Genomic DNA, 14,004 nt, shown 5'->3' with positions numbered 1-14,004 from the left:
CCAATCAGCGGGCACAGGCTCCTCCATGACAGCCTCCAGCCTCCAGGGCGAAAAAAGCAGTCGGAGCCGCGGTGGGGATCCGATCAGCTGGTATCTCACCTCCATTGGCCGAGAACCTCTGCTCACCCCTGCCGAAGAGATCGAACTGGGCAATCAGGTGCAGGCGATGATGCAGCTCACCCAATCCGGTGAGCCCGACCATCCCACCGACCAGGAACGTCAGCTGATCCGGATCGGTCGCCGCTCCAAGCAGCGGATGATGAAAGCCAACCTGAGGCTCGTGGTCAGCGTGGCCAAGAAATATCAGGGCAAAGGGCTGGAGCTGCTCGATCTGATCCAGGAAGGCTCGCTCGGTCTGGAGCGGGCGGTGGAGAAGTTCGATCCCACCCGCGGCTACAAGTTCTCCACCTATGCCTTCTGGTGGATCCGCCAGAGCATGACCCGCGCGATCGCCTGCCAGTCGCGCACGATCCGCCTGCCAGTGCATCTCAGCGAACGGCTCACCGCCATCCGCCGCGTGAGCCTAGATCTGGCCCACAAGCTTGGCGCCATGCCCAGCCGCCGCGAAATCGCCGAGGCCATGGCGATGCCGCTCGAAGAGCTTGATGCCCTGCTGGGCCAGGCCCTCACCACCTCCAGCCTGGATGCGCCCGTGAACGGCGAAGAGGGCCGCAGTTTCCTCGGGGATCTGATCGCCGATCCCGCCAACGAGCAACCGCTCGATGTGGTGGAGCGTGGCATGCACCACGAACAGCTCAACCGCTGGCTTAGCCATCTCTCCGAACAGGAGCGCCAGGTGCTCGAACTCCGGTTCGGACTGCATGGCGACGAGCGCCACACCCTCGCCGAGATCGGCCGTCAGCTCGACGTTTCCCGTGAACGGGTGCGGCAGGTGGAACTGAAGGCGCTGCGCAAGCTGCGCAGCCTCACCCACCGGCTGCCCAGCCGCCTCTGAGGGCCAGCCCCTGCGGCCTCCCCTCGTTTACCACCCGGCCTACTCCGCGCCGCTGCCGAGCAGCCATCGTTTTCCGATGGCCAAATTCCGGCTGCTGCACGACCTGCTGCGCGCACGGGATCTGGCCCGGGACAGCCAGCTGCACCAGCCGCTGCCAGCGCCGCGTCGCTGGATCGAACAGGTGCATCCCCGCACGTATCACCAGGCGTTTGCCCGCAATCAGCTGAGTGCGGCCCAGCAGCGGCGCATCGGCCTGCCGGCCACGGCACCACTGGTGCGCCGCACCTGGTTGGCGGTAGGAGGCACCGTGCTCACCGCCCGGCTAGCCCTGCGCCATGGCGTGGCCTGCCATCTGGCCGGCGGCACCCACCACGCCTTCGCCACCCAGGGCAGCGGCTTCTGCATCTTCAACGACTACGCCGTCGCTGCCCGGGTGCTGCTGGCGGAAGGGGCGGTGCGTCAGCTGCTGGTGGTGGATCTGGACGTGCATCAAGGCGATGCCACGGCGGCGCTGTTCGCCGAAGAGCCACGCGTGTTTACCTTCTCGGTGCACTGCGCCAGCAACTTTCCCCTGCACAAGCAAGCCAGCGACCTGGATCTGCCACTCGCTGACGGCCTCGAGGATCAGGCCTACCTGGAGACGGTGGGGGAGCACCTGCCCGTCCTGCTCGAGCGGCTCCGGCCGGATCTCGTGCTCTACAACGCCGGTGTGGACCCGCACCGCGACGATCGGCTGGGCAGGCTTTGTCTCAGCAGCGAGGGCTTGCTGCAGCGCGACCGCCTGGTGTTCGACGCCTGCCTCAGGCGAGGGGTCCCCGTGGCCAGCGTGATCGGCGGCGGCTACGACAGCCTGCCGGAGCTGGTGGAGCGCCATGGGCTGGTGTTCCGCGCCGCTGCTGAGCAGGCCCGCCTGCACGGGCTGTGAGCCCAGCAGGCCGCCACTGCACCTCTGTGTTGGGGCTGGCGAGCCCTCAGCGCCTCAGTCTTCAGCCCAGATGTAGCGGGTGAGTTCGGCGGGATCGGGCTCGGGCGCCGCGAGGGCGAAGCTGACCGCATCGGCCACCTCCGCGTCGATCTCCTTCTCGATCTCCTTCAGCTCATCGGCGCTGGCGAGGCCGTGGGACGTGAGGTGAGCGGCGAGGGCCTTGATCGGATCGCGCTGCGCCCAGAAGTCCTTCTCCGCCTCGCTGCGGAGCTCGTCGGGGTCGGCCAGGGAGTGGCCGCGGAAGCGATAGGTGAGGCACTCCAGCAGGGTGGGGCCTTCACCCGCCCTGGCCCGCTCCACCGCCCGCTGAGCCGCAGCGCGAACCGCCAGCACATCCATGCCGTCGACTTCCTCGCCAGCCATGCCGAAGGCGGCAGCTTTGCGCCAGATCTCCGGATCGCTGGTGGCACGGTCGTGGGCCATGCCGATCGCCCACTTGTTGTTCTCCACCACGAACAGGATCGGCAGCTTCCAGAGCGCCGCCATGTTCAGGCACTCGAAGAACTGGCCGTTGTTGCAGGTGCCATCGCCGAAGAAGGCGGCGGTGACCGCATCGCTGCTGGCATCACCAAGCGCGTCGCGCTTGTAGCGGCTGGTGAACGCCGCCCCCAGGGCCACCGGGATGCCTTCGCCGATGAAGGCATAGCCGCCCAGCAGGTGATGCTCCCTGGAGAACAGGTGCATGGAGCCACCCCGGCCCTTGCTGCAGCCGGTGGCCTTGCCGAACAGTTCACTCATCACCTCACGGGCCGGCACGCCGCAGCTGAGCGCATGAACGTGATCCCGATAGGTGCTGCAGAACCAGTCGTGCTGGGCACGCATCGCCTTGATCACGCCCGTGCTCACGGCCTCCTGGCCGTTGTAGAGGTGCACGAAGCCGAACATCTTGCCGCGGTAGTACATCTCCGCGCACTTGTCTTCGAACCGTCGACCCAGGGTCATGTCCCGGTAGAGGACCAGACCGTCGGCACGGCTCACCGATGTGGGGCCAGCCGTGTAAAGGGATGCGAGCCTTTCCGAATGGCTGCTGACAGGCTCGGCCGCCGGCGGGGCCGGGACAGCGATCTCCTGGGTCATGGCAGGGACAGCGGAACTTCTGACCGCTGACTGTACGGGGTCTGTTCCGCCTGCAGAGTCAAATTGGTTGCCTCTGCCTACACTCCCTGCCAAGCCCGTGCCGCGGGATTGCGAGTCGCCAGGGTTGGAACTGCCGATCGACCATTTCCAACTTCTGGGGGTGAGACCGGCCACTGATGCCCAGACGGTCTTGCACACCTTGCAGCAGCGGCTCGACCGGCCGCCGGAGCAGGGTTTCACCGCCGCAGCCCTGGAGGCCCGTGCCGTGCTGCTGCGCGAAAGCGCTGATGTGCTCAGCGATCCGGAGCGACGCCAGGCCTACGAAGCCGAGCTCATGGCGCTCGACACCGAGGACGGCGCCCTGACACCGGGCCTGGACGTGCCGCCTTCCCGCGAGATGGGGGCCTTGCTGCTGCTCTGGGAAGCGGGGCTGGCCATCGATGCTTTCGATGCAGCCCGTCGCTGCCTGCAACCGCCGCAGGCGCCGGCACTGGGCAGCCACCGCGAGGCCGATCTCACCCTGCTGGCGGGGGAAGCCTGCCGCATGGGTGCCAGAGAGCTGCAGGGGCGCCGTCAGTTCGAGCGGGCGGCCCAGCTGCTTCAGGAGGGCATCACCTTGATGCGGCGCACGGGCCGCCAACCGGAGCAGCAACGGCAGATGGAACACGACCTGGCCGATCTGCTGCCGTTTCGGGTGCTCGATCTGCTGCGGCGTGATCTGAGCGCCACCGACGAGCGCGCCGAAGGTCTGAACCTGCTGGAGATGCTGGTGGAGCGGCGCGGCGGACTGGAGGGCGACGGAGATCCAGCCCTACCCAGGAAAGACTTCCAGGACTTCTTCAAGCAGATCCGCCACTACCTGACGGTCCAGGAGCAGGTCGACCTGTTCAGCCGCTGGGCCAGCGGCAACGCCACCACCCCCGGCTCCGCCACCGCCGAATTCCTGGCCTGCCTGGCGCTCACCGCCTCCGGCTTCGCCCAGCGCAAGCCAGAACGCATCGCCGCCGCCCAGCTGCGGCTGGAGGCCAGCGGTCAACCGGGCCTGCAGCCCTTCCTGGCCTGCCAGCATCTGCTGCTGGGGCGGGTGGCTACGGCGGAGGCCTGCTTCAGCCAGGGCGCTGATCCCGCCCTGCGCGCCTGGGCGGCCGAGCATGGGAGCGAACCGCTGGCTCAGCTCTGCGCCTACTGCTGCGACTGGCTGCGGCGCGATGTTCTCGCCGGATACCGCGACATCGAAATCGACCCTGATCTGGAGGCTTACTTCGCCGATCGCGACGTGCAGGCCTATGTGGAGCAGCTCGACCGGCGCCAGAACCGGGAGCTGCAGGGCAGGAGCCATGCCGGTGCGGAAGCCATGTCTGCTGCTCCGCTCACCACAGCTCCGGTCCTCGACTCTCTGGCGTCCCGTGGCACGGCAGCTTCTTCTGAAGACCCGATGCGCTGGCCGGATCCACTGGAGCCCGCCGCTGACCCGGCCAGCCTGCCGCTCGAGAGCTCAGACCCCTTCCGCACAGCGACAACCACCCCGGCGCGGTCCAGTGCCGCCCCCCGCCCCAGGCGCGCTCCCCTTGGCGCCGCCGGCTGGAAAGCTCTGCCCGGCTGGGGCCGCATGGCCGCGGCCGCCGTTCTGGTCAGCGCCTTCGTCGCCGCTGGCCTGGCAGGAATGATGGCCCTGCGGCCCTTGTCGCCCGCCAGCCCCGACAAGCAGCCCAAACCAGGAGTGGGCGCCACCAGCACCTCCCCCCCGCCAGCAGACACCCCCGCCAAGAGCCCCCCCGCGGCCAAGCCCCAGCCAGCCCGGGCGGCTGGCCCAGTGCCGCTCACCAGCGCCGAGCCGGATGAAAGCCAGCTGCGCGCCCTGCTGGAAGCCTGGCTGCAGACCAAAGCCGCAGCCCTCGATGGCCGAACCCCCGCCATCCCGCCCGCAGACCTGGCCCGGGAAAGGCTGGTGCGCGAACTGGCCGCCGAGCTACGCCGCAACCGTGCCCGGGGCGTGAGCCGTGAGCAGGTGACGACCGAGATCCAGGGCCTCCGCATCGACACCCGCACCCCCCGCCGGATCGCCGCCGCCGTGGACATCCGCTACAGCGACACGGCGCTCGACGCCCAGGGCAAGGTGGTCGATCGCACCCCTGCCACCAACTTTCGCAACCTCTACATCTTCGGCCGCGAGGGCGAGGTGTGGAAGGTGGTGGGCTTCCGCCCGCTCTCCTGAGCCGCAGCTGAGCCCTTGAGCCTGAGCTGAGGCTGGGGGCGTGCAAGCGGCGCCGCCGAAGCAGCGGCGGAAGGCCGGCCGGCATGTTTTTACGATCGGGTCACGATCCGCCGGTGCTTCGCCCCATGTTCGACGAACTTTCCCAGCGTTTCGAAGACGCGGTCAAGAGCCTGCGAGGCCAGGACAAGATCACCGAGAGCAACGTGGATGGGGCGCTGCAGCAGGTGCGCCGGGCCCTGCTGGAGGCCGATGTCAGCCTCGATGTGGTCAAGGGCTTCATCGCCGATGTGCGCGAGCGCGCCATCGGTGCCGAGGTGGTGCGGGGGGTGAGCCCGGATCAGCAGTTCATCCAGCTGGTGCATCAGGCACTGGTGGAGGTGATGGGCGGGGAGAACGCACCGCTGGCCCGTGCCGATCAGGCCCCCACGGTGGTGCTGATGGCCGGTCTGCAGGGGGCGGGCAAGACCACCGCCACCGCCAAGCTGGGCCTCCACCTCAAGGAACAGGGCCGGCGCGCGCTGCTGGTGGCCGCCGACGTCTACCGGCCCGCCGCCATCGATCAGCTGCAGACCCTCGGCAAGCAGATCGGCGTGGAGGTGTTCAGCCTGGGGGCCGACGCCCGGCCGGAGGACATCGCTGCCGCGGGTGTGGCCAAGGCGCGTGCCGAAGGCTTCGACACCGTGCTGGTGGACACCGCCGGCCGGCTGCAGATCGACACCGCGATGATGGAGGAGATGGTGCGGATCCGCACCGTGGCAGCGCCCGATGAGGTGCTGCTGGTGGTGGATTCGATGATCGGCCAGGAGGCCGCCGACCTCACCCGCGCCTTTCACGAGCAGGTGGGCATCACCGGAGCCGTGCTCACCAAACTCGACGGCGACTCCCGCGGGGGTGCGGCGCTCTCGATCCGCAAGGTGAGCGGCGCGCCGATCAAGTTCATCGGCACCGGCGAAAAGGTGGAAGCCCTGCAGCCGTTCCACCCGGAGCGGATGGCCAGCCGCATCCTCGGTATGGGCGATGTGCTCACCCTGGTGGAGAAAGCCCAGAAGGAGGTGGAGATCGCCGATGTGGAGCGTATGCAGAAGAAGCTGCAGGAAGCCTCCTTCGACTTCAGCGACTTCGTTCAGCAGATGCGCATGATCAAGCGCATGGGATCTCTGGGCGGCCTGATGAAGCTGATCCCGGGAATGAACAAGATCGACGACGGCATGCTCAAGCAGGGCGAGGCCCAGCTCAAGCGGATCGAGGCGATGATCGGCTCAATGACCGAGGACGAACGCAAGCAACCCCAATTGCTGGCGGCCCAACCCTCACGGCGGCGGCGCATCGCCGCAGGCAGCGGTCACACCCCGGCGGATGTCGACAAGGTGCTGGCTGATTTCCAGAAGATGCGCGGCTTCATGCAGCAGATGACCCGCGGCGGAGGCATGCCGGGCATGCCAGGGATGGGCGGCGGCATGCCTGGATTCCCCGGAATGGGGGGCGGCATGCCAGGCATGGGCGGCTTCCCCGGCATGGGCGGAGGGATGCCGGCCGCTGCCGGTGGGGGCACTGCTGGGGGGGCGCGCAAAGCCAACCGGCCGCCGAAAAAGCGCAAAGGCTTCGGCCAGCTGTGAGCAGCAGCCGGCCGCGCCTGTGGGCTGTGAGGGCTGTTGTACCGTTATGGACTGCCATCTTCACGACTGCGCCACGATGATCAAGCTCCGCCTGAAGCGGTTCGGCAAGAAGCGGGAAGCGAGCTTCCGCTTGGTTGCCACCAACAGCACATCACGTCGTGATGGGCGGCCGCTGGAGGAACTGGGCTTCTACAACCCCCGCACGAAAGAAACACGCCTCGACACCGAGGCGATCCGTGTGCGTCTGGGCCAGGGCGCCCAACCCACCGACACGGTGCGCTCGCTGCTGGAAAAAGGCGGCCTGATCGAGAAAACGATCCGTCCGGGCGAAACCGTCGGCAAGGCCAACCAGGCCGCTGCCCGCGAAGCTGCAGCCAAGCAGGCTGAGAAGGAAGCGGCAGAAGCCAAGGCCGCCGCTGCAGAAGCTGCCGCCAAGGAAGCCGCTGAAGCTGCTGCCAAAGCGGCAGAGGCTGCTGAAGCCGCTGCTGCCGCCGCCGCCGAACCTGAACCGACTGCTGCTTCTGCGGCCGCTTGAGGGCGCGCCCCATGACCGGGGCCGACACCTCCTCTTCGCGCACGCTCATCGCGCTGCCGAATCCATCGTCAGCCCTGGCTCTGGCTGGCGAAGCAGAAGCCACCCTGCACCACATCGAGGCGCTCACCGGCGTCTCCATGGTGCTGCGGGGTCTTGATTTGTCGATTCAGGGGCGCAGCAGCCAGCGCGAGCGGGCCGCCGCCCTCGTTGATTTGCTGAGGCCCCTCTGGCAAGAGGGCCAGGCCGTCGGGGCCGTGGATGTGCAAACCGCACTGGTGGCGCTCGACACCGGCCGCAGCGCCGAACATCGCGACCTGGGCAATGTGGTGCTGGCCCGCAGCCAGGCCGGCAAGCTGCTGCGTCCGCGCACCCTGCGCCAGCGCAGCTATGTCGAGGCGATGGAGCGCCACGACCTCACCTTGGCGCTCGGTCCAGCGGGCACCGGCAAAACGTTCCTGGCCACCGTCCAGGCGGTGCGGATGCTGACTGAGCGGCGGGTGGAACGGCTGATCCTCACCCGGCCTGCCGTGGAAGCAGGCGAACGGCTGGGCTTCCTCCCCGGCGATCTGCAGCAGAAGGTGGACCCCTACCTCCGTCCCCTCTACGACGCGCTGCACAGCCTGCTGGGGGCGGAACGAACCAGCGCGCTGCTGGAAAAAGGGGTGATCGAGGTGGCTCCGCTGGCCTACATGCGAGGCCGCACGCTGGCCGACGCCTTCGTGATCCTCGATGAAGCCCAGAACACCACAACAGCCCAGATGCGCATGGTGCTGACGCGGCTGGGGGAGAACTCCCGCATGGTGGTCACGGGTGATCCCACCCAGATGGATCTGCCGGCGGGCCAGCTCAGCGGCCTGATCGAGGCGGCCCAGGTGCTTCAGGGGGTCGAAGGCGTGGCGATCTGCGAGCTCACGGCGGCCGATGTGGTGCGCCACCCCCTGGTGCAGCGGCTGGTGACCGCCTACGCCAACCGCGATGCCAACGGGCCGGCACCCACAGCGCAACAGCGATTCGACGGCCAGCAACGCCGCCGGGGACCATGAACAGCAGAGAACGGCTCCGCATTCCCGCCGAAATCGCATTGGCGGCCCTTGTGGCCTATGTGCTCGGCTTCTGGTTCACCAGCCTGTTCCCTGGCTATCTGCCCAAGATCGGCGGCCTCTGGTCGGCCATCTCGGCGATCGTGGTCACCCAGTCCACCCGCAGGGAAACGACCTCCTCCGCCTCCCTGCGCATTCTTGGATCGGCAATCGGCGCGATCACCAGCGCCATCTACCTGACGCTGCTGCCCTTTCACCCGCTCGGCATGGCCCTGGCGATCTTCGCCACGGTTCTGCTCTGCGCCGTCGTCAACATTCCCAGCCACGGCCGCCTGGCTGCGATCACGGTGATCGTGGTGATGGTCACCGGCAGCCTGGATCCGAAGCTGAGCCCGGGCCTGAACGCCTTGCTTCGCTTCGTTGAATCCTGCATCGGCACGGGCGTGGCGATGCTGGGCGTCCGGCTCTGGCCAGGTCCCGTCGACAAAGACTGAAGCGACCGTTCAGACGGCATGGGGAGATCCGCACCCCTCAGCAGGCGTGGACGCTCCCAATGACCGAAACCCGCTGGCAGGATGGATGGAGTTTCGTTCCACTGGAGCGCAATGCCGGCCAGCAGCAATTTTCAGCAAGCCATTCGTGAGGCCCAGTCGAGCGCCTTGGTTGGCCCCAATGTGGTCAACAAGGCTCTCCCCTATGTGGGCGGCGGCATGGTGCTCACCGCCGGGGGTGTGGTGGGTGGCCTGTCGATGATCGGCACCCCGCTGTTCATGCCCCTGTTCTGGGTGGCCCTGATCGGCAACTTCATCCTGTTCTTCGTCGCCCAGAACGTGGCGATGAAGGGCAACAACAGCACGGCGCTGCCGATCCTGGCGATCTACAGCCTGATCACGGGGTTCACGCTCAGCGGCATCGTGGCCATGGCCATCGGCACCGCCGGGATCGGCGCCATCGGCACGGCCGCCCTGGCCACCGGCATCACCTTCGTGGTGGCCTCAATGGTGGGCCGCCGCATGAGCGACAACCTGGGCCAGGCCCTGGGCGGTGTGGTGGGCCTGGGCATCCTCGGCCTGATCATCGCCATGGTGGTGCAGATCGTGGGCGGGATCTTCATTCCGGGCTTCGGTGGCAACGGCTTCGAGCTGCTGATCGCCGGCTTCGGCACCGTGCTGTTCGTGGGAGCCGCCTTCCTCGACTTCTACACGATGCCCCGCACCTACAACGACGACCAGTACCTGGCCGGCGCTCTGGGAATGTACCTCACCTATATCAACCTGTTCATCTTCATTCTGCGCCTGATCATTGCCCTCAACGGCGGCGGCCGGCGCGACTGAACACTGCACAGTGTTGTGATTTGCCAGGGGGTTACCCCTGGCTTTTTCATGCTGACTTGCTCCGGATGAACCAACAAGGCGAGCCAAGACCTCCTCTAGGTGTGCGATTTTCTGCGCGAGAACGAGTATGCATTGCATCAAGCGAATCCAATAGCATGGGCACCAATCCCATGAACTAGCTGCACAGAATCCACACCGTTTGCTGATCTGATGAATTCTCACCCTGCTAGAAATCCGATTCTCGTCATTCAGCAGGGGAAACCTGATGCGATGCATCCGCCAATCAGAGATACCTTTGCCCAGAAGCTAGGCACACATCGACAGAAAACCAGCCCGCAGTGTCTTGTCGTGGTCAAGAAGAGGCGCCCTCGCATCAGCAGAATGCAAAAGGCGATCAAGCAGCAGCTCGCCCATCTGGAGCGTAACCTTGCCAGCATTGATTCCCTGATCGCATGTTGTGGCAACCTTCAGGTATGAGGGACAGTGTAGGTTGCTTCCCGGATCAAACAGTGAGCCATCTGCTAACCATGCATATCGGCCTCCGAATAGCAACCATTCTCAGGCCAGCGATTTGTCAGCACCATGCCTTCCCGTAAGCCAGGTTCCTTACCACATCGTTTTCTGATGGTGGCCGCTGCCTCTGTGCTGTTGGCTCCAGCAGCCTTGCCTGCAGGATCAGCGACACAGGCCATGCAGATTCAAACGGAGCTCCTGCAACACTGCGGCGAGCCCATACAGGTGGAAGGCTACATCCTCGCCCCTGGGGATGTACTGGAACTGAGAATGCTCCATTCCTCGGCACAGCCCCTAGGTGGCAGCCTGGAAATACTCAGCGATGGCACTGCCTCGCTGGCCCTCATTGGTTCAGCCAAGCTCAGCGGCCTCACTCTGAGTCAAGCAGAGAGGTGGTTAACCCAACTCTATAAACAGGTGCTATTGCGGCCCGAGCTCACGCTGCGAATTGTTCGGATAAGCCCGTGCTTGCGTCGGGGTTAGGAGAGATTCCGAATCCAAGCAGGGTCATTGGCGCCAAGCGGGAGATGGTGCGAAAGACAATGACTCACTATGAACTAACCGAGCCTTTCCTTCGTGATATCAACGATTGAGAAGCCCGGCAGCATCACCCCATGAAGCGCGGATCTGCGCCAGGTGGCTTTTCACCTCAGCCTCAGAACGCCGAGCATAGGCGCAGAGGTCAAGCCTATCAAGCTCAACTTCGTTGAATTTCCACGCATCAACAGCCAGTATCAGGACAATCTCTGTTCTACCGGAACACCTTCCTGACCGCTCGAATCTTCACGCCATCAGCGGATGATGAGCCGAAGATTGACGATGGCAACCCTTTCGCCGAGACAATCACCATGACTGTGAGCTTGGCGGTCCGAGCTCTGGGGTACGTCCCTCTGCGGGAAAGCAACCACCCTCTGATGGACATCACTCGAATCGCAAAGGGGCCTAAGCACTGGTGCACCGAGGAGCGACGCTCAGATCATTCTCATCCGCCTCAATAGCACTATGTAGCGCCAAACCCCCGCCATCGCCTACAACCAATGGGTGTGGTGTCCACTACCTTCAACTCAATTTTGCGTGAGGGTGACACCATGGTAAAGAATCGAAACCCCTCAGACAACGCGGTGGACACCCGGAACTAGGCAAGCCTGCCCAGAGGGCAGTTCATGGTGATCCATTCTTCTAATGACAACATCAACCCACGGTTCTGACAAGCGCTCATCTAGCGTCTCCTACCTAGGGTTGTCTGTAACGCAGAGGTCATGATGCAAAGCAATGCGATGGCCACTTTGCGGGTCATCTGTGTCACTACGCTCTTCCCGTTGGTCTGGATCACCCTGGCCATGATCAATGGCAGTGAGCGCCATGGGGTGAGCCAATTGGTTGACGTTCCCGCTAGGCCATTACCCGCAAAGCGCAAGCTCGTTGCAGATCATGCTGCGGCTATTCACGATTCGGTGCTGTCAGCACTGCTGCTGAATTCGTCCAGCTCCTCTCTCCCCAAGGAGCCAGCGTCGAATCGAAAGGAGGGCCCTTTCCTTCAGTCATCAAGCCCGAAAGAAGGCCTTGGACATAATCCATCCTCAAGCCCAGCGGCCGTGCCATCTGAACGAAGCGACAACGTCCTGGTTGCGTCTTCAAGAGCAAGGGAAGAAGGGCTCCGTGAACAGATTGGAGTTCCCCGGCCGGGCGTATCGATCGGATTCAGCAAGGCTGATCTGCTGGGCGGTCCGCTCACCCTCGCCTCCTCACGCGAAGTCGTGATGCCGGTTCTTGCTAGGGCTCAACGTGCACACTGGGCAAGCAGCGGTGATCCACTAGCGCCGCTGCCCGCCGAGTGGCGCACTCCCATGCGCCAGGCGGTAAACCAGCTCGTTTCTACCAGCAAACAGAAACTCACCGAACTCACTGCACAAGTTGTTCATCTTCCCTCAACCAGAGTTACCCTGATAGAACAGGTGCCTGTGGTAATCCACCACGACGGTACTGCCACTTTGCTGCGTGCGCCCCACAGTCGTGCAGCAATCAAAGACATTGAAGACTGGGCTGCACAACAGCCTGTACCGAATCAAGGCGCTCTATCCATCGCATTGGTAACCATCCACCCGTTGCTGCAATCGCTGCCATCCCCACCAAAGGCAGTGAATTCCCGGATTGATTCAAGGCTGCCACCTCCAGTCTCAGCGACCCAGGCCAGCTCTGTCAGGCCGCTCCAAGGGACTAGCTTTCCCATACCACCGCCCCTCCCAACAGAGGGCCAACGGCTGGCAAAATGAATTGGGGCACGCCACGTGGCCATGGGAAGCCGCTGCCTACAAGCTCCCAGCAGCGCCTTTTCACTCCATCACGCAGTTTCCAACCCCACGCCAGAACTCGACCCATTCGCCACGTCATCAACGGGGAAAAGGTTGGCAGCCTGCTTGTGCTTTCTTAGCGGTGATCCCTCACGAGGTTGTTCATTCCTGCGGCCAAACAACACGCTGTTGGGGGATGGATTCACCTGGATGTGGTCTGCTCGAAATCACCAAACCCGAGCTAACTGTTGCCCATGAGCCCCACCCATCCATCCCTGCTATCCCAGGACCCTTGCTTCGCAGTCGGACTGGCTTTCCAGAGTTTCAACCAATCAATGATCCACAGGACATCATTTTCCGCAGATGTCCACAAGGGCGGAACGAGCGCCGTCCGCAGATTCAGAAACCACTGCAGTTCCCGGTGCCAGGCGAATGGCTCCTCAACCGCCTGTTCCGCGGTAATGAAACGCCCAAGCAAGGCCGAGGCGAAGCGAGGCCGTGGGGCAAGACTTGATCAAGGCAGTGGAACAGCCAGGGGAACGGCCAATGTGGCGCCGCCCTGCCCCCGGGATCGCCTGTCGCAGGGCGATGCAGAGGTCGTCCTCGGGGCCAGATGACGCTGCTGCGCGGCGTCGACGGCTGCCGGGCCGGCTGGTTGTGCGTGGAGCTGGGGCAGCAAGAACGGCTGGTGCGGGTGCGGCTCTGCCGCAGCGCCGTCGAGCTGTTCAAGGGGGCTGAACCAGCCATCACCGCCATCGATATGCCGATCGGACTGGGCGACAACGGGCCACGTCCCTGCGACCGGGCGGCACGGCGCTTCCTGCGCCAGCGGGGTAGCAGTGTGTTTCCTGCACCGGTGCGGGCCGTGCTCGCGGCCACCACCTACGTACAGGCCTGTGAACTCTCGCTGGCCGCGCAGGGGCGCAAGCTCAGCAAGCAGAGCTTTTTCCTGCTGCCGAAGATCCGCGAGCTCGATGGGGTGTTGCGGGCGAATGCGCAGCTGGCCGCTGCCACGGTGGAGGCGCACCCTGAGGTGTGCTTCGCTCGCTGGAACGGCGACACGCCGATGCTCCATGCCAAGAAGACGGCTGCCGGCCGCGCCGAGCGGCTCGCCCTGGTGGAGGGTTGCTTCCCTGGCACCGTCAGCCGCGTGCGGAGCCGATTTCTGAAGCGGGAGGTGGCCGACGACGACATCCTTGATGCCCTAGCCACTCTGCACACCGCCAGCCGTCTCGCCGACGGGTCAGCCGTGGCCTTTGGTGACGCTGACGTCAGAGACAGTGCCGGCCTGCCGATGCGGATCTGGGGATGAGCCAGGCCCAGAGCCACATACCCACCCCGCAGACCTGCGCCTAACCCCATCCACCTCTCCCTGCTTCCTGCCAAAAAAAAGCCCCCGCAATCTGCGGGGGCTGCTGATCGATCGGTGTTCTTCAACCTGTC

Annotated in this window: 12 protein-coding genes; 11 read left to right on the top strand and 1 reads right to left on the bottom strand. The window is 65.0% G+C overall.

From position 1 onward, the window contains the following. Nucleotides 1–25: 25 nt before the first annotated feature. Both CJZ80_RS14115 and CJZ80_RS14110 read left to right on the top strand, forming a co-directional pair. Nucleotides 26–955 (top strand): sigma-70 family RNA polymerase sigma factor, encoded by a 930-nt coding sequence (locus tag CJZ80_RS14115; protein WP_094514664.1) that lies wholly within the window; start codon nt 26–28, stop codon nt 953–955. Between the two features lie 10 nt (nt 956–965). Beyond that, a complete protein-coding gene (locus tag CJZ80_RS14110) occupies nt 966–1,880 on the top strand; it encodes a histone deacetylase (RefSeq protein WP_094514660.1) in 915 nt (304 codons plus the stop codon). 54 nt (nt 1,881–1,934) lie between these two features. Here the strand turns inward: CJZ80_RS14110 and pdhA are convergent, their stop codons facing one another. Beyond that, nucleotides 1,935–3,017 (bottom strand): pyruvate dehydrogenase (acetyl-transferring) E1 component subunit alpha, encoded by a 1,083-nt coding sequence (gene pdhA / locus CJZ80_RS14105; RefSeq protein WP_094514657.1) that lies wholly within the window; start codon nt 3,015–3,017, stop codon nt 1,935–1,937. A 160-nt stretch (nt 3,018–3,177) separates the two neighbouring features. Here pdhA and CJZ80_RS14100 point away from each other — a divergent pair, with 160 nt between their 5' ends. From CJZ80_RS14100 to CJZ80_RS14065, 9 genes are all read left to right on the top strand, one after another. Next, entirely contained in the window at nt 3,178–5,232 is a 2,055-nt protein-coding gene (locus tag CJZ80_RS14100) for an IMS domain-containing protein (RefSeq protein WP_233133134.1), read from the top strand. Between the two features lie 125 nt (nt 5,233–5,357). Continuing rightward, nucleotides 5,358–6,848 carry a signal recognition particle protein gene (gene ffh, locus CJZ80_RS14095; RefSeq protein WP_094514652.1) on the top strand — a complete coding sequence of 497 codons (1,491 nt, stop codon included), beginning with the start codon at nt 5,358–5,360 and terminating at the stop codon, nt 6,846–6,848. 76 nt (nt 6,849–6,924) lie between these two features. Further along, on the top strand, nt 6,925–7,383 hold the full coding sequence (gene rpsP, locus CJZ80_RS14090) for a 30S ribosomal protein S16 (protein ID WP_094514717.1): 459 nt from the start codon (nt 6,925–6,927) through the stop codon (nt 7,381–7,383). Nucleotides 7,384–7,394: 11 nt separating this feature from the next. After that, nucleotides 7,395–8,426 carry a PhoH family protein gene (locus tag CJZ80_RS14085; protein ID WP_094514650.1) on the top strand — a complete coding sequence of 344 codons (1,032 nt, stop codon included), beginning with the start codon at nt 7,395–7,397 and terminating at the stop codon, nt 8,424–8,426. After that, the gene (locus tag CJZ80_RS14080) at nt 8,423–8,917 is read left to right on the top strand and encodes an aromatic acid exporter family protein (protein WP_094514648.1); all 495 of its coding nucleotides are present in this window, start codon (nt 8,423–8,425) and stop codon (nt 8,915–8,917) included. The genes CJZ80_RS14085 and CJZ80_RS14080 overlap by 4 nt, the downstream gene beginning before the upstream one ends. A gap of 111 nt (nt 8,918–9,028) precedes the next feature. Beyond that, nucleotides 9,029–9,757, top strand: coding sequence for a Bax inhibitor-1 family protein (locus CJZ80_RS14075; RefSeq protein WP_094514645.1), 729 nt, complete (start codon nt 9,029–9,031; stop codon nt 9,755–9,757). 210 nt (nt 9,758–9,967) lie between these two features. Beyond that, the gene (locus CJZ80_RS15220; protein WP_144037044.1) at nt 9,968–10,234 is read left to right on the top strand and encodes a hypothetical protein; all 267 of its coding nucleotides are present in this window, start codon (nt 9,968–9,970) and stop codon (nt 10,232–10,234) included. Between the two features lie 105 nt (nt 10,235–10,339). Next, nucleotides 10,340–10,753, top strand: a complete 414-nt coding sequence (locus CJZ80_RS15970) for a polysaccharide biosynthesis/export family protein (protein ID WP_094514642.1) — start codon at nt 10,340–10,342, stop codon at nt 10,751–10,753. A gap of 2,421 nt (nt 10,754–13,174) precedes the next feature. Beyond that, the gene (locus tag CJZ80_RS14065; protein WP_094514639.1) at nt 13,175–13,873 is read left to right on the top strand and encodes a DUF429 domain-containing protein; all 699 of its coding nucleotides are present in this window, start codon (nt 13,175–13,177) and stop codon (nt 13,871–13,873) included. The last annotated feature ends 131 nt before the right edge of the window (nt 13,874–14,004 follow it).

The organism is Synechococcus sp. MW101C3, from assembly GCF_002252635.1.
Classification (GTDB): domain Bacteria; phylum Cyanobacteriota; class Cyanobacteriia; order PCC-6307; family Cyanobiaceae; genus MW101C3.
This window is presented reverse-complemented; position numbering and strand designations above follow the sequence as displayed.